This window comes from Paenibacillus sp. USDA918EY (genome assembly GCF_009870825.1).
Lineage (GTDB): Bacteria > Bacillota > Bacilli > Paenibacillales > Paenibacillaceae > Paenibacillus_AQ > Paenibacillus_AQ albilobatus.
The window spans coordinates 194,946-216,291 of sequence record NZ_WTWY01000002.1 but is presented as its reverse complement, the minus strand read 5'-3'; the positions used below and the strand labels follow the sequence as shown (position 1 = coordinate 216,291).

At 47.4% G+C, this 21,346-nt stretch carries 20 protein-coding genes and 2 pseudogenes; 11 read left to right on the top strand and 11 right to left on the bottom strand.

The annotated features are described in order from the left end of the window. Positions 1-36: 36 nt before the first annotated feature. Genes GQY55_RS05240 through GQY55_RS05220 form a run of 5 tightly spaced genes read left to right on the top strand, consistent with a single transcriptional unit; the run spans position 37 to position 4,827 of the window. Positions 37-447, top strand: a complete 411-nt coding sequence (locus GQY55_RS05240; RefSeq protein WP_160038908.1) for a GntR family transcriptional regulator — start codon at positions 37-39, stop codon at positions 445-447. After that, entirely contained in the window at positions 448-1,362 is a 915-nt protein-coding gene (locus GQY55_RS05235) for an ATP-binding cassette domain-containing protein (RefSeq protein ID WP_160038906.1), read from the top strand. 3 nt (positions 1,363-1,365) lie between these two features. Next, entirely contained in the window at positions 1,366-2,268 is a 903-nt protein-coding gene (locus GQY55_RS05230; RefSeq protein ID WP_160038904.1) for an ABC transporter ATP-binding protein, read from the top strand. Next, positions 2,261-3,553, top strand: coding sequence for an ABC transporter permease (locus GQY55_RS05225; RefSeq protein WP_160038902.1), 1,293 nt, complete (start codon positions 2,261-2,263; stop codon positions 3,551-3,553). Before GQY55_RS05230 ends, GQY55_RS05225 begins: the two co-directional genes overlap by 8 nt. A gap of 59 nt (positions 3,554-3,612) precedes the next feature. After that, positions 3,613-4,827 (top strand): TraB/GumN family protein, encoded by a 1,215-nt coding sequence (locus GQY55_RS05220; RefSeq protein ID WP_160038900.1) that lies wholly within the window; start codon positions 3,613-3,615, stop codon positions 4,825-4,827. 355 nt (positions 4,828-5,182) lie between these two features. On the opposite strand, the gene GQY55_RS05215 is transcribed toward GQY55_RS05220, so the two are convergent. Continuing rightward, complete coding sequence (locus GQY55_RS05215) at positions 5,183-5,959, bottom strand: SDR family NAD(P)-dependent oxidoreductase (RefSeq protein ID WP_160039799.1); 777 nt, start codon at positions 5,957-5,959, stop codon at positions 5,183-5,185. 431 nt (positions 5,960-6,390) lie between these two features. On the opposite strand from GQY55_RS05215, the gene GQY55_RS05210 reads away from it, so the two are divergent. Beyond that, positions 6,391-6,993: a TetR/AcrR family transcriptional regulator gene (locus GQY55_RS05210; RefSeq protein WP_160038898.1), complete on the top strand. Its 603-nt coding sequence runs from the start codon at positions 6,391-6,393 to the stop codon at positions 6,991-6,993. A 313-nt stretch (positions 6,994-7,306) separates the two neighbouring features. On the opposite strand, the pseudogene GQY55_RS05205 reads toward GQY55_RS05210, so the two are convergent. The 3 genes and pseudogenes from GQY55_RS05205 to GQY55_RS05195 all read right to left on the bottom strand — a co-directional run. Beyond that, positions 7,307-7,639, bottom strand: a pseudogene (locus GQY55_RS05205) (IS110 family transposase); the annotation flags it as partial. Between the two features lie 166 nt (positions 7,640-7,805). Beyond that, positions 7,806-8,678 (bottom strand): SDR family oxidoreductase, encoded by an 873-nt coding sequence (locus tag GQY55_RS05200; protein ID WP_160038896.1) that lies wholly within the window; start codon positions 8,676-8,678, stop codon positions 7,806-7,808. Between the two features lie 96 nt (positions 8,679-8,774). Beyond that, positions 8,775-9,647, bottom strand: a complete 873-nt coding sequence (locus tag GQY55_RS05195) for a helix-turn-helix domain-containing protein (protein ID WP_236575434.1) — start codon at positions 9,645-9,647, stop codon at positions 8,775-8,777. 239 nt (positions 9,648-9,886) lie between these two features. On the opposite strand from GQY55_RS05195, the gene GQY55_RS05190 reads away from it, so the two are divergent. After that, a complete protein-coding gene (locus GQY55_RS05190) occupies positions 9,887-10,684 on the top strand; it encodes an SDR family NAD(P)-dependent oxidoreductase (protein ID WP_160038892.1) in 798 nt (265 codons plus the stop codon). A 254-nt stretch (positions 10,685-10,938) separates the two neighbouring features. Here the strand turns inward: GQY55_RS05190 and GQY55_RS05185 are convergent, their stop codons facing one another. Beyond that, the gene (locus GQY55_RS05185) at positions 10,939-11,757 is read right to left on the bottom strand and encodes a helix-turn-helix domain-containing protein (RefSeq protein ID WP_236575433.1); all 819 of its coding nucleotides are present in this window, start codon (positions 11,755-11,757) and stop codon (positions 10,939-10,941) included. A 135-nt stretch (positions 11,758-11,892) separates the two neighbouring features. On the opposite strand from GQY55_RS05185, the gene GQY55_RS05180 reads away from it, so the two are divergent. After that, on the top strand, positions 11,893-13,053 hold the full coding sequence (locus GQY55_RS05180) for an epoxide hydrolase family protein (RefSeq protein ID WP_160038888.1): 1,161 nt from the start codon (positions 11,893-11,895) through the stop codon (positions 13,051-13,053). 97 nt (positions 13,054-13,150) lie between these two features. Here GQY55_RS05180 and GQY55_RS05175 read toward each other — a convergent pair. The 5 genes and pseudogenes from GQY55_RS05175 to GQY55_RS05155 form a co-directional block, all read right to left on the bottom strand. Beyond that, positions 13,151-13,641 (bottom strand): annotated as a pseudogene (locus tag GQY55_RS05175) (IS3 family transposase); the annotation flags it as partial. Between the two features lie 12 nt (positions 13,642-13,653). Next, on the bottom strand, positions 13,654-14,547 hold the full coding sequence (locus GQY55_RS05170; protein ID WP_160038886.1) for a CPBP family intramembrane glutamic endopeptidase: 894 nt from the start codon (positions 14,545-14,547) through the stop codon (positions 13,654-13,656). A gap of 84 nt (positions 14,548-14,631) precedes the next feature. Further along, the gene (locus GQY55_RS05165; protein ID WP_160038884.1) at positions 14,632-15,276 is read right to left on the bottom strand and encodes a response regulator; all 645 of its coding nucleotides are present in this window, start codon (positions 15,274-15,276) and stop codon (positions 14,632-14,634) included. Next, positions 15,263-16,438 (bottom strand): sensor histidine kinase, encoded by a 1,176-nt coding sequence (locus GQY55_RS05160; RefSeq protein ID WP_201452097.1) that lies wholly within the window; start codon positions 16,436-16,438, stop codon positions 15,263-15,265. Before GQY55_RS05160 ends, GQY55_RS05165 begins: the two co-directional genes overlap by 14 nt. A gap of 76 nt (positions 16,439-16,514) precedes the next feature. After that, entirely contained in the window at positions 16,515-17,414 is a 900-nt protein-coding gene (locus GQY55_RS05155; protein WP_160038882.1) for a LysR family transcriptional regulator, read from the bottom strand. A 133-nt stretch (positions 17,415-17,547) separates the two neighbouring features. Here GQY55_RS05155 and GQY55_RS05150 point away from each other — a divergent pair, with 133 nt between their 5' ends. The 3 genes from GQY55_RS05150 to GQY55_RS05140 all read left to right on the top strand — a co-directional run bounded on the left by GQY55_RS05150 (position 17,548) and on the right by GQY55_RS05140 (position 20,040). Next, positions 17,548-19,017, top strand: a complete 1,470-nt coding sequence (locus GQY55_RS05150) for a UbiD family decarboxylase (RefSeq protein WP_160038880.1) — start codon at positions 17,548-17,550, stop codon at positions 19,015-19,017. Positions 19,018-19,060: 43 nt separating this feature from the next. Then, positions 19,061-19,660, top strand: a complete 600-nt coding sequence (locus tag GQY55_RS05145) for a flavin prenyltransferase UbiX (protein ID WP_160038878.1) — start codon at positions 19,061-19,063, stop codon at positions 19,658-19,660. 128 nt (positions 19,661-19,788) lie between these two features. After that, positions 19,789-20,040 (top strand): DUF2164 domain-containing protein, encoded by a 252-nt coding sequence (locus GQY55_RS05140; protein ID WP_328803728.1) that lies wholly within the window; start codon positions 19,789-19,791, stop codon positions 20,038-20,040. Positions 20,041-20,064: 24 nt separating this feature from the next. Here the strand turns inward: GQY55_RS05140 and GQY55_RS05135 are convergent, their stop codons facing one another. After that, a complete protein-coding gene (locus GQY55_RS05135) occupies positions 20,065-21,162 on the bottom strand; it encodes a hypothetical protein (protein WP_160038874.1) in 1,098 nt (365 codons plus the stop codon). Positions 21,163-21,346 lie beyond the last annotated feature (184 nt).

Genomic DNA, 21,346 nt, shown 5'->3' with positions numbered 1-21,346 from the left:
CGTACTGACCGGGAAGCAAGAGGTGAGGTGCAAAAGGTGTGGATTCCAATACAATTAAATGAAAACAGCGCTGAACCGCTTTATCATCAGGTCGAATCCCAATTAAGATCGCTGATCATCAGCGGGCAAATCAAGGAGGGAACCCTATTGCCGTCGATCAGGGAATTTGCGGGCGGACTGAATTGCAGCGTCATCACCGTCCGCCGGGTGTATCAGGATTTGGAGAGTGAAGGGCTGCTGCGAACGAAGCAGGGGACCGGGACGTTTGTCGCCAAGGTCGGCGATGCTGAGCGGGAAACGTTCAGACGTGAAGCGGTGGAGGAAGCGCTAATCTCGGCGGTGGACATCGGCCTATCCGTCAAATGCGAAGAGGAAGAGCTTAAGCGGCTGTTTTTGGCCATTTTGCATAGAAAATATCATCCGGACGGGAAGGAAGGTGAAGCATAAATGGAACAGGCGGCAATCGAACTGAAGGGCGTCGAGAAAAAAATGCGGCAGAAGCTGATCGGACCCATCAACCTGAAGCTGCCGAAAGGTTACGTCATCGGGCTGATCGGGGAAAACGGCTCAGGCAAAAGCACGCTCATTCATATGATGTTGAAAATCGTCCATCCCGACCGGGGCGCCATTTCCTGGTTCGGCGAAAATTATCCCCATGAAATTCCGCAGCCTGTCCGGCGCCAAATCGGGTTCGTGTCGGAAAAATCAAGCAGCGAAGAGAACAATTTGACCGCGGAGGAAGCGGCGGAGTTTCGGGCGGAGTGGTACCCTGAGTGGGATCAGACGTATTTCGAGGAGCTGCTCGGAAAGTTCAAAGTGCCACGGAATATCAAATTGAAAATGATGTCCAAAGGAGAACGGCGCAAATACGAAATAGCCGCTGCGCTCGCACCGCGGCCGAAGCTGCTGCTCCTTGACGAACCTTCCTCCGGGCTGGATCCGTTTGCCTGGAAGCTGATGATCGACGAGCTACGGCAGTTTATGGAATCAGGGGAAGCCACCATTTTGCTGTCGACCCATATCGTCGATGAGATCAAACGCCTGGCGGATTACGTGGTGCTTCTGCATCACGGCAAACTGCACGGCGTGGCGGAAAAGGACAGTCTGATGGACAACTGGAAAGAGCTTTGGGTCAGCGGCAGCGCCGATCTTGCCGGGGATTTGCCCGGAATCATTCAGGTTCAGCAGGAAATCCAGGGCGTGGTGCGCATGATTACGACGGAGTGTATGCGGACGGAGCAGATTTTGCATGACTCGGGCATTTCGGTGTTAAAGACGAGATCGCTTGAGCTTGACGAAATATTAAGCCTGTGGCTAAAAGGGCATCTGCCTGCGGGAATGCAGTCAGGGAAAGGGGATTAACGCATGGTATCGTTGCAATTGGATCACGTGTTCAAGCAATACGGGGATAAAACGGCGGTGAACAACATTTCGCTGCAAGTGGAGCAGGGGGAAATTTACGGGCTTTTGGGCGCAAACGGCGCGGGAAAAACGACGACGATGCGGATGGTGCTGGGACTCATTTATCCGGACGGCGGCGAGATCCGCTACCACGGCAAACCGTACAGCAGCGAACTGACGCGTGTCATGGGTTATTTGCCCGAAGAACGCGGGTTGTACCCGAAGATCAAAGTCAGCGAGCAGATCGTATATTTGGCGCGGCTGCGCGGAATGTCCAAACAAGACGCGGACAAAAGCCTGCGCTATTGGCTCGACCGTTTTGAAGTGCCGGAATATTACGACAAGCGGATTGAAGAGCTGTCCAAAGGCAATCAGCAAAAGATGGGTTTTATCGCCGCCATCGTGCACAAACCGCAAATTTTGATTTTGGACGAAGCCTTCAGCGGCCTGGACCCGGTCAATGTGGAACTGCTTAAGGCCACCGTCAAGGAACTGCGGGACAACGGAACGAGCATTTTGTTCTCCACCCACCGCATGGAACATGTCGAGGAGCTGTGCCGCCGCATCACGATTCTTCATCGCTCTAATACGGTAGTACAAGGGGATATCAAAGAAATCAAAAGCCGCTACCCGCGGGAGGAAGTCGTGCTGCACACCCAGGGAGAAGTGGAAAAGCTGGACTCTATTCCGGGCGTCAAGTCGGTGGAGCGCGTCGACCGGGGATACGAGATCAAGATCGGCACGCCGGATACGGCTCAGCTCATTTTGCAGCATGCGATGGCGCAAACGGCCATTGAGCGTTTCGAAATCAAGGAGCCGACGTTGAACCAAATCTTCATTCAAGAGGTGGGGGAATCCAATGCATAACAATCTGGGGACGATTATCGGTTTTACGTTCAAAAATAAAGTCAAAACGAAATCATTTCTCATTACGACGCTGGTGCTGGCCATTTTGATTACGATCGGGATGAACGTGCCTTATTTCATCAAGCAATTCAGCGGCGGGGATGACGGCCCTGCGCAAATCGGCTTGTTATCCGGCAGCGGGCAGGCGGTGGCATCCGAATTGGAAAAGTACGCGGCCGGTTCGGGCAGCAAGGATTATGCCTTCGTACCGTATGAAGGGAATGACGAAAATCGGCTGAAACAGGACGTGAAGGACGGCAAGCTTGAAGGTTACGTGAAGTTTGAAGAAGATCCGGCGGACCGGTCTTTTCCGAAAGCGGTGTACGCCGGCAAAGGCGGGATGGACCAGGGACTGGGCATGTACCTGCAAGGGGCGCTGCAAAACATCAAGACGGCTTTGATCGCCAAGGATTCCTTGACCGCGGAGCAAATCGCCGCCCTCAATAAACCGGTCACGCTGGATTCGCTTGATCTTTCCGAAGAAGCCAAAGTGAGTGCCGCAGGCGATACGGAAAAGGAAAAAAATCAGAAAATCATGAATTACGTGACGGTCTACTTCCTGATGATTTTGTTCTTCAGCTCCAATATGATGACGGGCAACATGATCGCGGCAGAGGTGACGGCCGAAAAAAGCTCGCGCATTATGGAAATTCTCATCACGAGCGTCAAGCCGCTGAACCAAATGTTCGGCAAAATCATCGGGATCTTCCTGGTAGGTCTCGTCCAGATCGCCGTCTTCGGCGTGGTTGTGGCCGCCAACCTGATGCTGCCGAACAATGTCGGCATGCTTGAGGAATTCCATCTGAGTCTGGCCGATCTCAATGGTATGGTGCTGCTGTACGGCTTGGTATTTTACATTGTCGGCTACTTCCTGTTTGCGGTGCTGTATGCGGCCGTCGGTTCCATCGTCAGCCGCACCGAAGAGCTGGGGCAGGCGGTTATGCCGATTACGATGCTTGGGCTTGCCGCGTTTTATATCGGCATTTTCAGCATCAGCACGCCGGGAAGCATGCTGATCAAAGTCACGAGCTTCATCCCGTTCACGGCCCCTACCGCCATGCTGGTACGGATCGGCATGGGGACGGTGCCGACCTGGCAAATTCTGATTTCCTTGGCGCTATTGATCGTGTCGATCCTTGTTTTCGGCTGGTTGTCGGCCAAAATCTATCGCACCGGCGTCCTGATGTACGGCAAACGCCCTTCGTTCAAAGAGCTTCGCAAAGCGATGAAGGCGTACAAGATTTGACGGTTATCCAAATACTCATCACTCATCCATTCATCATCTCATTCTAAGGAGAATTGTACATGAAATATTGGAAACGAATGCTCTTATCCATCACGATCTCGGCCGGGCTCATGGCCACGGCTGCGCCTGCCATGGCTGCTCCGCAGCAGCCGGCGGTTAAGGTGAATGACCACGCCGTTCAATATGCCGGCGGCGCGCCGGTCATCGATCACGGAACAACGTACGTTCCGCTGAAAACAACCCTTCAGGCCATGAACGCGAAGCTGACGGGCGCGGCGGACGACACGATTCACGTCGTCGTAGACGGCAAAACGATTACGCTGAAAGGCAAGCTCAAACGGATCAATGGCGTGACGTACGCCCCTATACGGATCGTTGGCGATGCAGCAGGCTACGAGGTTCGTTGGGATGCCAAAACGCGGACGGTTCTGCTGGTACCCAAAGCGGCCGAAACCGCCAAGGCCGGCGGCCGCGGCTTCATGTGGGAAGTCGAGCACAACGGGAATACGGTGTATCTGGTAGGCTCGATGCATATTGCGGATGACAGCTTCTACCCGCTGCGTCCGGAATTCGAAGAAGCGTTTGCCGAGGCCGACTATCTCGGCGTCGAGATCGATTTGAGCAAAGCGGCCGACGAGGCGCAGCAGCAAAAGGTCATGGATATGGGCATGTATCAGGACGGGACGACGCTGAAGGATCATATTTCCGGCGAGACGTACGCCAAGCTTGGCAAAATTCTGCAGCAAAGCGGCATGAAGCCGGACGCCTTGGACGCCTTCAAACCTTGGGTCGTCGAAACGACGATCAGCAGCCTGAAATCGATAAAAGCAGGGTACGAAGCGGAAGCGGGGATCGACCTCTATTTCATCCAAAAAGCGATCGAGCGCAAAATTCCTGTCGTGGAGCTGGAATCCTACGAATCGCAGCTGAGCATGTTTAATGGCTTCTCCAAGGAATTGCAGGAGAAAAACCTCAACACGGCCCTGGACAATTTTGACGTACTGGACGACGGTGTAGACAAGATGGCCGAAATGTGGAAAACGGGCAATGACGAGCAGCTGCTCGAGCTGACCAACAGCATGGCCGCCGAACCGGAATATAACAAGGCGATGCTGATCGACCGAAACATCGGCATGGCCGATAAAATCGACGGATATCTGAAAAACGGCAAAAAGGAAGAGTATTTTATCGTGGTTGGGGCAGCGCATTATTTGGGTGAGCATGGCATTATCAAGCTGCTGCAGGATAAAGGATATACCGTCGTACGGAAGTAATTAGTCGGTATGCTTCAGTAAGTTATTTTGTTGCAAAATTAAGACCAGAGGCGATTGGGATTACAAAGTAGTATCGGGATTTTGACAATCCGTCTGTTAAAAACATTTAGTTGATTATGTCGAAGTCATTTAAAACGAGGGAGGGCTGCACTAACGGGGGCTGCCGATTATTACGGCAGCCTGGTATCGTTGTGCAATATTTTGCCTTCCAAGGGATCAATTTTATCGGGCAGTTTGAGTTGAAATTTACATGGTCCTCTAATTTTGTACGTATTGCCCGTTATTTCGTTGTGTTGAATTAGCAACTTCTAGGGAGATGTAGGATCAAACGGGATGCCTTCTATGACCGTTACCCTCATCGTACAGTTAAACCGCCATCGATATTGAGAATGGTTCCGGTGACCCACTTTGCTTCGTCAGAGGCCAGATAGACTGCTGCATGCGCCACATCCTCTTCACTTCCAATGTGCCCCAGCGGGTATGCGCTTTGAACGTAGTTCTGATATTCGAGAAGCTGTTCTTGATTCATCGTGTCAAGCCACTTCCGGAAAGTCGATGTGTCAATAGAACCAGGAGCGATAGCGTTAACGCGGATATGGAACTCACCCAACTCGTTGGCGAGCGCTTTTGTGAGCGTATTGATCGCACCACGTGTCATCGAGTAGGCTGATGAGGGGCGTCCGGCAATCATTTTTTGGGACCAATAGGTTGAAATATTGAGAATATTCCCTCTCGTTGCAGTCAGTGCTGGCAGCAAGTGTTGAATGAGAAGAAAAGGGGCTTTGATATTGAGGTTCACCATTTCATCCAAGAGGCTCACTGAAAGGTCAGGAAGAGGTTTGAAATATGCCACTCCAACGTTGTTGACTAACACATGTATCTGGCCATTTGTTCGCTCAAGCAGCGTTGCTGTCAAATGTGGAATGCTTGCGAGATTATTGAGATCGGCAGAGATTGTCTCGACTGAGACACCTTTCCTCTGTAATATTTGCTTTGCATGGAACAGTTTTTCTTGATTGCGAGCGACTAAGATAAGGCTCGCGCCATTTTCGGCAAATGTCGAAGCGATGGTAAATCCGATCCCATCGCTTCCTCCTGTAATCACTGCTGTTTTTCCCTCTAATCGCTTCATCATGGTCCCTCCAAAACATATAAATTTAGTGCGCACGGTTACGCAACGAGCTGTCACTTTGGTGGAAGTGCCTTCATGCCCGTTCAATGCTCTATCATATTGCTGAGATGGGGCGAGATTGAGAGGCAACCGGATCTTCCACCGTCAGACGCTCTTCAACCCTTGCGGGATTTAGGCATTATCAGAAAACAACGAGAACTGACATATGTTGATTGATAGACTATTGGCAGTGGCAATTTAATAAAAGGGCTAATCATGCTTTTCGTGTATAGGTTTTGCGGTAGAATCCATTGTCAATCTCCTTCGACCATAGTTTTGTTGAATCTGCACTCAATATAGATTAAAATTAAACGGAGAGCTCTCCTTTTTATATTAAGCGGATAGTTCTCCACTTGTCAATGTGGTCGAAATTTAACATTAGGGGTGTTTCAATGTTGGAGAATATCAAGGAAATTCAGCCGCGTATTGAACGTCGTGATGCCGCCGAAAATCGCCAACGAATATTGATTGCTGCCCATAAACTTTTTGAGAAAAATGGTGTGGCTCAGGTAAGCATGAATCAGATAGCCGTGGAAGCCCAGATCGGCCCGGGCACACTATATCGTCGTTATGCAAATAAAGGTGAATTGTGTTTGGATTTAATAAAAGAGAGCGTTCTTCAACTCTTTGAGGATATAGAGAGGTATCTATTACAGAATCAGCAAGAGCCGCCGGAACAACGGTTAAAAGGAATTCTCAGAATTTTCATGCCCTTCATTGAGAAGAAAGCGCAACTACTTACCGGAGGTGCAGGTTCCACGTCAGCTAAACGGCTTCCGTATCAATCACAGAACCCTCTATATAACAAAATGCATCAAATTACAGTCGGATTATTCGATGAGATGGCAGCGGGGGACTTTTCAAGCCCTAAGAGCTTATTTAGAGCAGATATGCTGATGACGGCCATAAGTATTGATTCGTATTTGTTTCAAAGAGATGTTCGGGGTTATTCACCGGATGAAATTTTGGAAAACCTTTGCTCTACTTTCATATAACTTCAATAGATTATCGGTAACCACTAGGCCAGAAGCCGTTATCTCAAAGCTACGTATTCGGTAACCACTGCATGTCCTTGTCCTTAATCGGTAATGGATGTAATTCTTGTCTGAGCTAAGGACAAGAACTTACATCCATAAAAAAAAGAAAACCGCGCAATGCGCAGCTGTTAAACGTTGTATGTTCTTGTCTTCCGACATGTCGTGTTTATTCTTAGAAGCACCAATAATCAATGTGCCTGGCTTAAAACCATCATCGTCGTCGTTGTCTTCATCCTCAAATTCAATAACGTCTAAGTATGCGATACGGCTGATGTTTGTGCAAGGCTCTAATGTCTGGATTCGTCATGACCATACACATCGTCATGAGATAGAGGAAATGCCGAAGACGCGGACGACCGCGTCTGCTAAGCAACATATTTCCTCGCCATTTCCCTAAGCTTGCCTCAGCTAAATTCAATCCTGCATGCCGCAGTAGAGCGTTCCCATGTGCATAACCACTTAAGTCACCGGCTTCGCCCAGTATTCCGGCTAAACTCATTGCATTAACACCTCGTATTTCAAGCAGCTTTTGCGCATAGGGAATACGCTCAAGGATAAGATGGAGCTCATGTTCAATTTGTTCTAGCTGGTGCTGCGCCAAGTCGAGGAAATATTTTCAATGAGTTGACTTTGCTTGTCTTGAGCTTTAAATTTCATAGTAGAGCGACCTCCTAAATGGTGAGATTAAAAGGGCTGTAGACCCGTTTCCAATTCCCATCTTACAGAGGCGCTCTTTTTTGTACAATGTCCAAAAAGTCCTTTGGCGTCCTTTAAAATGGTTTTACCACATCATCTGAATCAGTGGAATAAGCCAGCTCTTTCTGCGCTTCCAGAGCGGCCAGTCTGTCTAGTAGGGCTGCCCGGATTTGCTCATAAGCGTCACTACCCAACGCCATACGCGTCGCACCCTCTCCCTGATCGACACGGCGGATAATCTGCTGCGCCATTTTATCCGGATCACCGACAACCATTTGGTTGAACATGCTCATATCTATACCTGGCAGTTCCCCCTTCATCAGGCTAACGAATTGGCCCGCCTCCGTATCCCGGTATTCGTCCATCCGCTCACCGAATACAGCGTTGCTTGTAATGAAATTCGTTCGGATTCCGCCGGGCTCCACTATAGTGGTCTTAATATTGAACGGAACCACTTCCTTAGCCAGCGCTTCAAAGGCTCCTTCGACCGCCCATTTCGAAGAACAATACAGCCCCATACCCGGAATAGAATAATGACCCGCCATACTCGAAATCTGTACAATGTGGCCGCCACCCTGATTGCGGAAATAAGGCAGGACTGCACGCGCTGCACGCAAGGAGCCAAGCACATTGGTCATAAACTGATGCTCAATTTGCCTGTCGCTTGCTTCTTCCACCGCGCCATACAATCCATAAGCTGCGTTATTGACAAACACATCGATCGTGCTCAATTCTGAAAATGCACGTTCCACCACTTCAGCAATTTGCTGAGAGTTTGTCAGATCTAAATTCGCCCGCCATAGTTGGGAACCATACTGTGCCTGCAGATCATCCAGCACACCCGGCTTGCGTACCGTTGCGGCTACACGGTCCCCCCTATCAAGCAACCGGCGAGTTATACGTGAAGCCAAGCCTCCTGACGCTCCTGTAATGAACCATGTTTGCATGCTAAACACCCTCCAATCGTTGTCTTCCACTGAATCATACAAACAACTGGAGGGAGCTAGCCACAGCACGTCTATTCTATTAACGGGAGTAACAGTCTACGGGAGCTGCCTTTTCTCCCTGTCCTGCTCCAGCAAACGCAATAATCTCTCTTCCGTTCCCGAACCGGGCACCGGAACAAAGAAGCACCAGTGCAGTCCCGGGTCGTTATCGATTGCAGCCGCGGAATGGAGCACGAACTCCATCTCCTGCGCGTCAGGAAGACGAAATAAAGCGGTGGTTAAGCGCTTCTGCTTGATCTCATATAGCTCCCAGAAATGCGAGAATTCCTCGCTTTCCCGTCTCAAATGTTCGAATCGTTCCATATGCAACGGGTTGTTCTTGTAAAGGTCGAAGCTTGCCCGCAGAACCGCTACGGAGTAACGGGCGAAGCCTTCCCAATTCACCAGTCTTGCGCGGTAATCCGGCTTTAAGAACATAATGTTCATCATATACCGTTCGCTCTTCGGCAGACTGCCGAAATCGGCTACGATCAGTTCGGCTGCCCGATTCCAGGCGATAACATCCGTACCTTCGTCCGTGATAAAAGAAGGATAATGCAGTTGATCTACGATCTTCTGCAAAACTTCCGCATCCGGCCCTCCGTTGTTCGGCACTGTGACGACGCTCGCCACGTCTACGTTGGCCAGATCGAACAGATGCTTCTGTTCATCTTCGTCAAGTTGAAGCGCTTTGCTGATACTAAACAGCACTTCCGGCGAAGGATTAACTTCCTTGCCTTGCTCAAGCCAGGTATAGTAAGTCACACTTATATGGGCAAGATAAGAGACTTCTTCTCTTCGAAGCCCCGGAGTGCGTCTTCGTCCGGGCAGTGGCTGGATCCCCGCCTCTGAAGGTTGCAACCGTTCCCTGCGCGATTTAATGAATTCACCCAATGCGGATGAGGAATGATTTGTTTTCAAGTAGGTCACCTCTAATTACTCATGTGGAAGAATGCCTATTGCCATTAACCAAATGGACCAAAAGCACTTCCTACACGATCATTATAATCTCTGTCAATTGTCGGTTGCCACAAAAAAGAACCATAACGAGTACCGATGCTGTTAATCCCGTTAATAGTATAAACATGATGTGGTTATCATTCCTCGATCGACGGTACGATTAAGATAATTTACGACAGAAAAGTGCTATCGATAGGAGGACTCGTATCTTGAACAAGTATGGATATAGAAACAAACTGGCAGTAGTCACCGGTGCTTCATCCGGAATCGGCAAAGCGTATGCCAAAGAACTGGCGGCACGAGGCTGTCATGTCGTTCTGGCAGCGCGCTCAAAGGACAAACTGGATGCAATGGCTGGGGAAATCACCCGCCGGTACGGCGTGCAGGCTTATGCGCTCGCTTGTGATTTGTCCAAAGCGAATGCCCCTCGTCAGCTGGCCGAACAAATTTCCGAACTGGGCTTGTCGGTCGATATTCTCATCAACAACGCAGGCGTCGGCACATATGGCCGTTTCGAGGAAATAGACCCGGAGCGCGAGCAGGAAGAGATTATGCTGAATACGGCTGCGCTAGTCGATCTTACGCATCGGTTGCTGCCCGATATGCTGAGGCGAGAGGACGGAGTCATCGTTAACGTGGCTTCGATGGCCGCGTTTATGCCTTGTGCTTATTCTACAGTTTACGGGGCTACCAAAGCATTTGTGTTGTCCTTCTCCGAGGCGCTATGGGCAGAAACGCGCGGGCGAGGCGTTCGCGTGCTCGCACTGTGCCCGGGTGCAACCGAAACGGGGTTTTTCGATGCGGTCGGCAGCGAGGAAATGGGGGCGGGCCAAAAGCTCTCGACCCCGGAAAAGGTTATACAGGCCGGATTTCGCGGGATTGACCAGGGACGCAGCTACATCATTGATGGCCGCAACAATTACCTTATGGCTCAAATCATCCGATTTTTTAGCAGGCGCAGGGTAGCCTTGATCATGGAACGCATGTCAAGGCCAAAAAGGCACTGATAGCGGGATCGGGTTCTTGACTTAGTGCTCCTGTACAATTCGAACAAAGGCCAAAAGATGGTCTTCAAACTTACCACTAAGCTAGTTGGGAACTATAGTTCAATCAATAAAGCTGCAGCAGACCGGGTGGATCTGCTGCAGCTTTTGTTAAAGTAAAGCGTCCCTTTGATTTCGTATCGTGTATTCATCTCACATATTGAACTCATGTATCACCATTTAGACTGTAGACACATCCTAAGCAAAACAAATATCTTCTATTGGGCCACGGCGAATTTGCGAGTGATGTTCCTATACTTTGTAGGTGATATACCTTTTTTGGCGGTAAACTGCTTGATAAAGTAAGTGTCATACTCAAAGCCCGTAGCGCATGCAATTTCATCAAGCTTCATACCTGTATGAGTTAAAAGATCACAGGCAATTTTCAAACGGTGTGAGAGCAAGTAACCTATTGCTGTATTTCCGAATCTTTCCTGGAACTGCTTATTAAGAGTCACACGGTTTAATTTAGCGCAATTCGTTAGATCTTCTAAAGAAATTTTTCTGGAATAGTTCGTGTGTATATATTCTAAAACCAAATCAACTGGTGATTGTTCGCTATGTTGATGTAAATCCTCTAACAAGCCTAAAATTTGGATCAAGTATTTTTTTATCCTGCACACCCAGCGTGCATCACTTTGCGCCTGCACTTCCATTCCTAGTATAAAAAACCATTCAAATAGAAGCGGATATGCTTTTTCGGTGACACGGGGTACAGCATATAGATTATCTTTTTGAAAAAGTGAAAGACCTGTTTGTATTCTCGGACCCGTCGGGATGTAGCCCTGCGTTTCGGAAAGCGTTATGGTGTTCAGAAATTCAGGATGAAAACGAAAAGATTGTGCGGCAACATTATGTTTCATAGTGACTTTAAAATCATCATCTTCGACTAAGCAAAAAACACCTGGGGCGAAAACGGATATGGGTCGTTCGTTTAATATCCCGTTTATACTTCCTGACGTAATGAGAATCAGAGTAAGGCGTTCAGGATAAGGAAGCAGGCTAAAATCCTCTACTGCGGCAAATTCAATATTCACGGTTCGGTTTTTGTGTCGATCTATTTGTGGCATAGCAATCACCTATCAAATATTATAGTTAAATCCTTCATTAAAGCCAGTGTACCAGACAAGTATGTGGGATAAAATAGCGATATAAGAAGGAGGGAACACACAATGCCTATTGAACGCTTTCATATTCATGTTTCTGACGAGATCCTTGAGGATCTAAAATACAGACTGCATCACACTCGTTGGCCGGATCAAATAGAAAACGCAAGGTGGGAACGAGGCACAGAACTATGTTATTTAAAGTCGCTCGTTTCGTATTGGAAGGACCATTATGATTGGCGCGCCCAAGAATCCAAGTTGAACCGCTTGTCCCAATTTTGCTGCAATATCGACGGCATAGACGTGCACTTCGTACATGAGCGTGGTAAAGGACCCAATCCTATTCCCATCATTCTTACCCATGGATGGCCCGACAGTTATCTTCGTTACGAAAAGATCATCCCTCTGCTTACGGATCCAGCCAGCCACGACGGTAACCCTGAGGACTCTTTTGATGTCATTGTTCCTTCATTACCCGGCTTTGGATTTTCTAGCCATCCCAAACATTCTGGCGTCAACAATTATCGCGTCTCAGAAATGTGGGCTAAGCTAATGACAGAAGAATTAGGCTACAATAAATTTGCTGCTGCAGGCGGGGATATTGGGTCTGGTGTTACAAGATACCTGGCATCAAACCATCCCGAACTGTTATTTGGAATCCACCTAACCGACGTCGGCATAATAAGAAGTCTCATGACTTCATCTGATCAGGCAGAGCTTTCGGGAGAAGAATTGCGATACAAGAAAAACGCTTCGGAATGGATTGCACAGGAAGGAGGCTATATGTCCCTTCAATCGACACGCCCTCAAACCTTAGCCTATGGAATTACCGATTCACCGGCAGGTTTGGCTGGCTGGATCATTGAAAAATATCGTTCATGGAGCGATTGTCATGGTAACCTCCAGCATAGATTCAGCGAGGATGAACTAATCACCAACATTATGTTATACTGGGTTACGAACACGATGGGTTCATCAACACGGATGTATTATGAAAATTCTCATTCTTTACCCCCATTGGGCTATATCGAAGTACCGACAGGCATCGCTCTATTCCCAGCAGATATCTTGTTGCCACCTAAGGAATGGGTTATGCGCAACCTAAATGTAACTCGCTGGACTTTGCTACCACGCGGAGGACATTTTACCGCTATGGAAGAACCCGAGCTTCTGGCCCAGGATATTCGTGCCTTCTACAAGCAGTTTAGGGTGGAAAATAATCATTGAAATTCATCAAGATCCGAACCGGTGGATTTCCCGTTACTACACAATAAACAACAACAGCTGATTGAAGTGACCCCATAAAGTTGGACAGATTATATCTTTAGGCAACTTGTTGGGCATGAGTTCGGTACTGTACCGGACTCATGCCTTTTAGTTTTGCCTTAATTCGCTTGTTGTTGTAATAATCGATGTATTTTGAAAGCTCTATTTTAAAATGTTCGATACTTTCAAATTCCTTTAAATACAGGAATTCAGATTTCATGATGCCAAAGAAGTTCTCCATGACGGCGTTGTCGTAGCCGTTACCTTTTCGAGACATACTTTGCTTGATGCCACGTTCTTTGAGGGCATGACAATACTGTTTCATCTGATAGTGCCAACCTTGGTCAGAATGAATAGGGGCTTATCTTCATCCGTTAATCGCTTAAATGCTTGATCCAACATCGTCGAAACAAGCGAGTAGACCGGTCTTGAACCGATCGTATACGCAATAATTTCGCCATTATAAAGATCTAGCATTGGAGATAAATACAGCTTTTCTCCAAATAATTTAAACTCTGTAATATCCGTAACCCACTTCTCATTTGGCTTCGGGTCTGCCGTTCACTTTGATACAGGAAGGTTCGCAGCTTCAACCCTTCGCTTCCTTGCAGTCGCAAATAACATAGGGATAGAGATCAGAAGGCTGACTATAACCGGAACAATAGAGCCCTCAAGCCCAAAGCCGCCACCTGTGAGAAGTGCGTCACCGTTCACTTTTACAGTAAATAGACCGGCAGCAACGTGTCCGGAAACAGGAATGCCAAGCAAGCCTTCCATGGCATTCCAAGCAAAATGCAGTCCCATGGTGAACCACAAGCTCCGTCGCCACAAGAAAGCGGCTCCGAGCAGAACGCCTGCTTCCAGGACGATGGCGAACGCGCTCCATAATGTTGCCCCTGTATTTCCAAGATGGGCAACTCCAAAGAATAGAGAGGTCACAGCAAGTGCGAGCGGTTTTCCCCCAAATTGATCAATAGCTTGAAACATAAGTCCACGAAAGATAAGCTCCTCGACAATGGCTGCTCCTAAAGCTGTCTGAATAGTGGATATTAGAACAAAACTCGTATTCCCGGAACCTGCCCACTGGAAGGAGTACCCTCCCAGAGCCATAATAATAAAAGCGGACGCTGTGATAAAAATCGCCCCGGTTAGTACGCCTAGAACCGTTTCGATCCCTGCGCGCCGTCTGGATATCTCTGGAGTAGACCGCCGGGCCAGGTATGTCAGCGTGAGCTTATAGACCAACATGGCCAGAAATCCCATCACTAGTGTAAATATAAGGGGGACTATCCCCTCTAATCGCTCTGTCAGCTGCCGGAATAACGTATCGATGAGAACAATCCCGATAGCCCCCACAATCATCCAGACGATGGGAAAGCGCCAAAACGAACTCCAAGCACTGAACTTCCTGCCATTCTGCAGAAGCTCTTTATTTCCGGACATTTTTTTCTTCATGCTTATATCGCCTCTTCTGTTGTTTGATGTTATGAGTATAGGCTCAAAAAGTCATAAAGAGGCAGTGCGCTTTGGTCATCAATTTTAACGATCCATCATTCCCGAATCCCGGGCTTTACGGGCGGCCTCCCGCCTTCCTTTCACATTAAGTTTAGAATAAATCGATGAGATGTAATTTTTAACCGTCCCTTCGCTAAGAAACAAGACCTCGGCGATTTCTTGATTACGCAGGCCGGCAGCCAGCTTATGCAGCACTTCGATTTCACGGGCAGTGAGCCCGAATTCATTATTTTTCGCAGGGGTGGTACTGTTCATGCTCTTGATCATTTTGCTCGCCATTTCCTGCGAAATTAAAGTCCCTCCCGCCTGAACCACCCGTATGCCTGCAGCCAGATCTCTCGGGTGAATGGCTTTGAGCAGATAACCTTCCGCTCCATGGCTTAACGCCGCTAACACATATTCTACTTCCTTATAGGAGGTCAGCATGATGATTTTGGTTGCAGGCATTCGCTCCTTAATCCGGGCTGTTGCGGCGACGCCGTCCATGACTGGCATGTTGACATCCATCAACACCATATCCGGCATAAACTGCTCGCAGCTTTTTATGGCTTCTTCTCCATTCCTGGCTAAACCGACAATTTCCAAATCCGGTTCCATGGACAGCACGATATGCAAGCTCTCGAGAATTAACTTTTGATCATCAGCAAGCAGCACTTTAATCTTCTCCATGCGGTATCACTCCTTTCAGCGGGATTTCGCATCTGACTTCGGTGATCACCGGAGTTCCTTCCCCGGATGACAGGTGCAAGCTGCCTCCCAACCGCTCAACCCGATGTTTCATCGTGGTCAAGCCGAAGCCGTAATTCAGCTTGTCGATTGGCTTGCCGTTATTTTGAACGGACAGTTGCAGATGGCTCTCAGAAAATCCAAGCTCCACATGCAGCCGAGTTGCCTTTCCATGTTTTAGTGCATTCGTGAAGGATTCCTGGATGACCCGAAGGATCGTTTGCCGTACTTCAAAACGGATGGACCGCTCTGTTCCCGGCAGACTCAAAGTCAGGGCCGTACCCGTGTGCTCCCGGAAACGGGCCGCAAGGGATTCGACCTGTCGGATCAGGCTGGATTCCTCTTCTTCGCCCATCTCGTGTACGATGTTTCTCATATCGTCCAGATTTTTCTCAGCCAATGCTCTTAAGCGAATTAACCGTTCTTTGGCCTCGGCAGGCTTGCTATCCATAAGGGCAATAGTAGCGTCAAGGCTCAGGATGAGTGAGATGAAGGAATGCCCCAATGTATCATGAAGCTCCTTGGACATGCGGTTGCGTTCTTCAAGCAAAGTCATTTTCTCGATCTCGGCCGAGTAGTGAGTTAAGAGCTTATTTTGATGTTCCACTTCGGCTACCAGTTTATTCTTCTGATCATACGCATTGGCTACGGAGCTTGCCCACATGCCGATGAAGCAGAACAGCAGATTGTCTGTTCCGATGCTTAGGGCATGCTCCCAAGACATTCTTAGGGAAGACTGAAAGGAAAAAGGAATGAAAACAAGTAAGGGAATGATCCAAAGGGATTGCTTCGTCAATAAGTACCCGATGGTAAGACTCGGCAGCAAATAGTCCGCTTTTGAAGTCAGATCCGGATGAATGACAGAATTCACATAATAAGAACCGCCAAGCAATAGCTCCAATATGCAAAACCAGACTTTGTTCATCCGGCGCCCAGGAAACCAGAACAGCAAAGGGGCGACAAGGGCTATGCTCAGCCAGATCACGTTCAGTAACGTCCGGTTCGAAAACTCGCTTCCTGCCAGAACCCGGGACAACAGCAAAATATAATGGTATAAACGGAGAGCGAATATACCCCAATCCATGAAAGATAATATTTTTTTCATAGCATCATCATACAGGAAATCCAAAAAAACTTGGAGGCAGGAATGAAAAAACAAGACCTTTTGGGTGAAATATCCTTTACTTTAAATGTTTGATCAGAATGTCCTTGAAATTTTGTGCTGCTTTGGATAAATATCGATGCTCTATCCATATGAGGGCCGTTTCAGAGTTTATGTTCGGTATGATTTCAGCAAAAGATAAGTTGTTATGCATTTTGATCTGCAAAGCGATTTTAGGAACGATGGCAATGCCTAGTCCTGAATCCGCTAAAGTCATCAAGGTTGTCACATCAGGGCTTTCACAAATGATTTTTGGATTAAACCCAAAGCTGTTGCATGTCTCAACAAACCTGTGAAAAACATTATAATCGCCTTGGCCGTGCAAAACTAAAAGAGGCTGGTTTTCTAATTCTTTTATCGATATCGTTTTTCCCTTGAAAAAAGTGCCGTTAGAAGGTTGAAGAGCGACAAGAGGTTCGGATTGGATAGGGTGGATTGAAAGGTTCCTCATTTCGGTCATTTCTTTAGATTGCAATGGCAATCTTACAATGCCCAATTCAATGTCTTTATTTTGTAAAAGCTCTTCAATTCTTCGTGAATCTTCCTCCCAAAGCTGAAACGAGATCAGAGGATACTTCTCCTTAAAGATCTTCAAAAGCGGTGGAAGGTAGGGTACGCAGGACATGACGGTGCCTATTGAAAGTTTCCCTCTTTTTCCATCCTGTTGTTCCTTTACTTCTGTAACCATTCCATCAATTGAATTTAAAACCTCTTTCGCTCTCTTATAAAACGTCTGTCCGGCGGGGGTTAATTCGAATTTTTTATTATTGCGCTCTATGAGTATGACTCCGAGCTCATCTTCTAATCCTTTTAATTGCATGCTTAAAGGGGGCTGACCCATGTGTAAGCGATTAGCTGCACGCGTAATTTGCCCTTCTTCTACAATGGTTACAAAGTAAATGAGTTTCTTTAAGTCCAAGATTTCAGCGTCCTTTATCTATCATATATTTTTCGTATGTATACCTACTATTATATATATTTTACAGATATTTATGCATGAAATTAATATAAATATATAAGACAAAAGGTGATTTTTAAGGAGGGCATTGGATATGAAGCCATTAAAAAGTTTTCGTGAATATGTAGAAATTTTAAAAGAACATAACGAAATCGTTTCTATTCATCAAGAGGTGGATTGGAACTTAGAAATGAGTGCCATCATTCGACGTGCTTATGAATTGCCTGCTCCGGCACCGCTGTTTAAAAGCATTAAAGACAGTACACCAGGATTTGAAGTGTTAGGAGCGCCTGTAGGAATGAGCCCAAATAAGGAACACCCATATATACGTGTAGCTCTCTCCCTGGGGTTGCCCATAAACACTCCCGCCCCTGAGCTTGTCGAAGCCTGGTCGCATCTTCCCGACGTTAATCCCATTCCTCCTCGCTTAGTCACAACCGGTGAGTGCAAGGAGAACAAATTGTTTAATGATGAAATCGACCTTACCAAACTCCCTGTGCCATTTATTCATGTTGGAGATGGAGGGCGATACATCAATACTTACGGTATCCTTATTGTGCGTACACCAGATGGATCATGGGTTAACTGGTCTATTTCGCGTGTAATGCTCGAGGGTCCCCGTTCAATGGCCGGCGTTGTTATAGCTTCTCAACATATAGGCAAGATATACAGGGAATGGAAAGCGATAGGTAAAAAGATGCCGTTCGCCTTATGCCTAGGTGTAGATCCCGGCATCGCTATGATTGCGGGATATCCTCTTCCGGATCATGTTAACGAGGGTGAAATGATCGGGGGATGGTATGGAGAGCCCATCGATGTTGTCAAATGCGAGACGAGTGATTTAGAAGTGCCGGCTACGAGTGAGATTGTTATTGAAGGAACCGCCTCCCTGGAAGAGATGATCCCGGAAGGTCCAATGGGTGAATATGCCGGGTATACATGGGTTGGTCATAAGAAATCAGTGCCACGCTTTCATGTGACGGCGATGACTCATAGAAATAATCCCATCATGCCGGTAACTGCAGCCGGTATTCCGCCTGAAGAAAATCATACCAATTGGGGCGTTGCTATTGCTGCAAGCATTCAAAATACGCTGCGAAAACAAGGATTTCCTATTAAAGAATGCTTTATTCCATTAGAGTCCGCAGTACATTGGCTTGTTGTCACCGTAGATCGCAGCCATCCAAGAGAGGATAATGAAAGGCTGGCCTTTGGAATCGGAGAAGCCGTGTTTGCAACTAGAGCCGGTTCTTACGTGCCGAAAGTCATTGTTACAGATGATGACATTAATCCAAGTGACATCAATCAAGTCGTATGGGCTTTGGCTACCCGTCATCATCCGGATCGAAGAATAGCAATGGCAGGCCAAAACGTCTTGCCTCTTGTGGCCTATTTAGATGAAAAAGAAAAGAGCGATGGAGTTACTACAAAGGCCGTTTATAATTGTTTATTGCCTTTAAACCATTGGCCTAAAGAAAAACAACCTATAGAAGCATCATTTAAAAGTTATCCCGAGAACTTGCGTAAGCATGTCATAAAGAATTGGGGAAAATACGGATTTTGATGATGACAGAGAGCTTTTGTTTATAAGAAGGAGGTTGAACAAGGTGAAGTTAATTGTAGCAATCACTGGAGCAACGGGAGCCATGTTTGGTGTTCGTCTTTTACAGTTTCTTAAAGATACAAACATTGAAACGCATTTGGTTTTATCATCATGGGCGGCTGCAACCATACAAGATGAAACACCTTATACAGCAAAGGAAGTTTCACAGCTAGCCGATTACTCATATTCAAATAAAGATTTGGGTGCCAGGATTTCCAGTGGCTCCTTTCGAGTTGACGGGATGATTATCGCTCCTTGCACAATGAAAACATTAGCTTCGATTCGTGTAGGTCTTGGTGATCATTTAATTTCCCGCGCAGCAGATGTGGTATTAAAAGAACGCAAAAAGTTAGTATTGGTGGCGCGGGAAACCCCGCTGAACGATATTCATCTTGAGAATATGTTGGCTTTATCTCGCATGGGAGCCGTTATACTTCCTCCAATGCCTGCGTTTTATAACCATCCCGAATCTTTAGATGATCTGGTCAATCACATCGTATTTCGAACGCTGGATCAGTTCAGCATACATCTGCCGGAAGCGGAAGAAAAACGCTGGAATGGGATTTTAAAAAGCAAGGAAGTACACGTAAAGCGACTTTCATAGGTGCATCGGCGCACGAAACGTCAGCGGGATCAAACTCTTGATCCCGCTGTTTTTTTGTATTATGGTTAGGAAAATTTAGTTGGATATGCCTGCTTTAAACATGGCTGAATGGGAGGCTGCTGATATTGGTGATCAAAATCTCTAGAGAACAAAAAACGAACATGGCTCAAAAGGTACAGGCCTATTTCGAAGAGGAACGCTCCGAAAGCATCGGGCAGCTGGCGGCCGAGCAGTTGATCGATTTTATGATCGGCGAGCTGGGGCCGTATATTTACAATCAGGCGCTTACGGATGCAAGGGCGATGATTGCCGAGAAAATGGCTCAGATCGACGACGAACTGTATGTGCTGGAGAAGCCCGTCCTTCACCGGAGAAAGTAGGGAGGGGCCGTTAACGAAGCAAAGCTATTCGATAGGAATCCTTTTTAACTCGGGAGCGGCCGAGCCATCCGTTTTGACAAGGAAAAAGGCCGCTTTGGCTTCAGGTTCATAACCGATAAATTTTGCACCCTTCCCAAGCCCCGTCTGCTGCGCGGCTATGGCGACAGGACCGTCGGTGGGATATAAACTCCACAGCCCGGTACCCAGATCCTGAACAAAAACGGTATCGCCCGCGAGTTGCGTATCCCAGCCGCCGGACGCCTGACCGGGGACCTGCTGAAAAAGCGACTGGTGATGGGCTAATGCCTTACCCGAGCTGATGTTGTATAAGGAATGAAAAGTCTGCTTTTGTGTTGGATCGGGCTGCGCGGCATTGGCGGGAGTTATGTTTTCATAATTGTAGGAGTTCCATACGTTTAGTCGCCCTTGTGGATCTATACGCAGCTGCCTGTTGATTTCCAGCCCGGGAACCTCCGTGGTGGTTTTGCTATAGAGATTCACGATGTTTATGAAGTAATCGTCCGCCATGGTCCGCTGCCCCATATATTTTACGGCAAGGTAAGGATAAGCCGAAACATCCCAATCCACTACGTTCACATACTCATAGATGCTGTTGTTAGGCTGTGCGTTATACTTGGCAACCAGACTGCCGGACGAAGTGTATAGAGAGAATTGATTGCTTTCCTGAACCATGAAACGCTCGTTGACGCCATTAGCCGGAGCCATCCATTTCACTTTTCCCCGTTCCGGAGCCTTTATTTTGTATTCCGATTTGCTCAGCCGGACGCCGTTTTCGTTAAAAACATGCTTTTCGATGCGGCCAGGGGCCCCTTCCGTTAAAATGACCACTTTGGTTGGTTTTGCCAACACATGGACATCCAGCACTTTTTGGTTTAGATCCAGCGGTTTCGATAAGGTTTCCTGATTAACGTCCAGCAGCTGAACCTCGTTCTCGTTTTTTATAAGGCTTTTGCCTGCGCCAATTTTCAACACAGAGACATTAGGCTGCATGAGCTCGGGTGTGAATTTGCTTGGCGCAGCGGCGGAAAGCTTGGGCGAAGCGACAATGCATGCCGAAAGAACGAGCATTGCGGCCAGTTTGACCATGTTTGTTTTTATCATTGAATGACCTCCGGTAGAGAATTTACTTTATATAACGAAATTAAAAGTATAAAGTTACCTTTCCAATCCTTCAAAATCATACATAAAATTTGCCCGGTTACTTCACGGCATGAATTTTTACGTTTCGTTTTTGCTCATCCGACTTTTGGGTAAAAACCAACGGAGAGGGCCTGAATGACCAGGC

Bases quoted from the DNA above. Each gene is read 5' to 3' on its own strand.
- GQY55_RS05215 (WP_160039799.1), bottom strand. From the start codon at position 5,959: ATGAAGCGATTAGAGGGAAAAACAGCAGTGATTACAGGAGGAAGCGAT.
- GQY55_RS05180 (WP_160038888.1), top strand. From the start codon at position 11,893: ATGCCTATTGAACGCTTTCATATTCATGTTTCTGACGAGATCCTTGAG.
- GQY55_RS05165 (WP_160038884.1), bottom strand. From the start codon at position 15,276: ATGGAGAAGATTAAAGTGCTGCTTGCTGATGATCAAAAGTTAATTCTC.
- GQY55_RS05230 (WP_160038904.1), top strand. From the start codon at position 1,366: ATGGTATCGTTGCAATTGGATCACGTGTTCAAGCAATACGGGGATAAA.
- GQY55_RS05220 (WP_160038900.1), top strand. From the start codon at position 3,613: ATGAAATATTGGAAACGAATGCTCTTATCCATCACGATCTCGGCCGGG.
- GQY55_RS05170 (WP_160038886.1), bottom strand. From the start codon at position 14,547: ATGAAGAAAAAAATGTCCGGAAATAAAGAGCTTCTGCAGAATGGCAGG.
- GQY55_RS05225 (WP_160038902.1), top strand. From the start codon at position 2,261: ATGCATAACAATCTGGGGACGATTATCGGTTTTACGTTCAAAAATAAA.
- GQY55_RS05160 (WP_201452097.1), bottom strand. From the start codon at position 16,438: ATGAAAAAAATATTATCTTTCATGGATTGGGGTATATTCGCTCTCCGT.
- GQY55_RS05200 (WP_160038896.1), bottom strand. From the start codon at position 8,678: ATGCAAACATGGTTCATTACAGGAGCGTCAGGAGGCTTGGCTTCACGT.
- GQY55_RS05150 (WP_160038880.1), top strand. From the start codon at position 17,548: ATGAAGCCATTAAAAAGTTTTCGTGAATATGTAGAAATTTTAAAAGAA.
- GQY55_RS05235 (WP_160038906.1), top strand. From the start codon at position 448: ATGGAACAGGCGGCAATCGAACTGAAGGGCGTCGAGAAAAAAATGCGG.
- GQY55_RS05135 (WP_160038874.1), bottom strand. From the start codon at position 21,162: ATGATAAAAACAAACATGGTCAAACTGGCCGCAATGCTCGTTCTTTCG.
- GQY55_RS05210 (WP_160038898.1), top strand. From the start codon at position 6,391: ATGTTGGAGAATATCAAGGAAATTCAGCCGCGTATTGAACGTCGTGAT.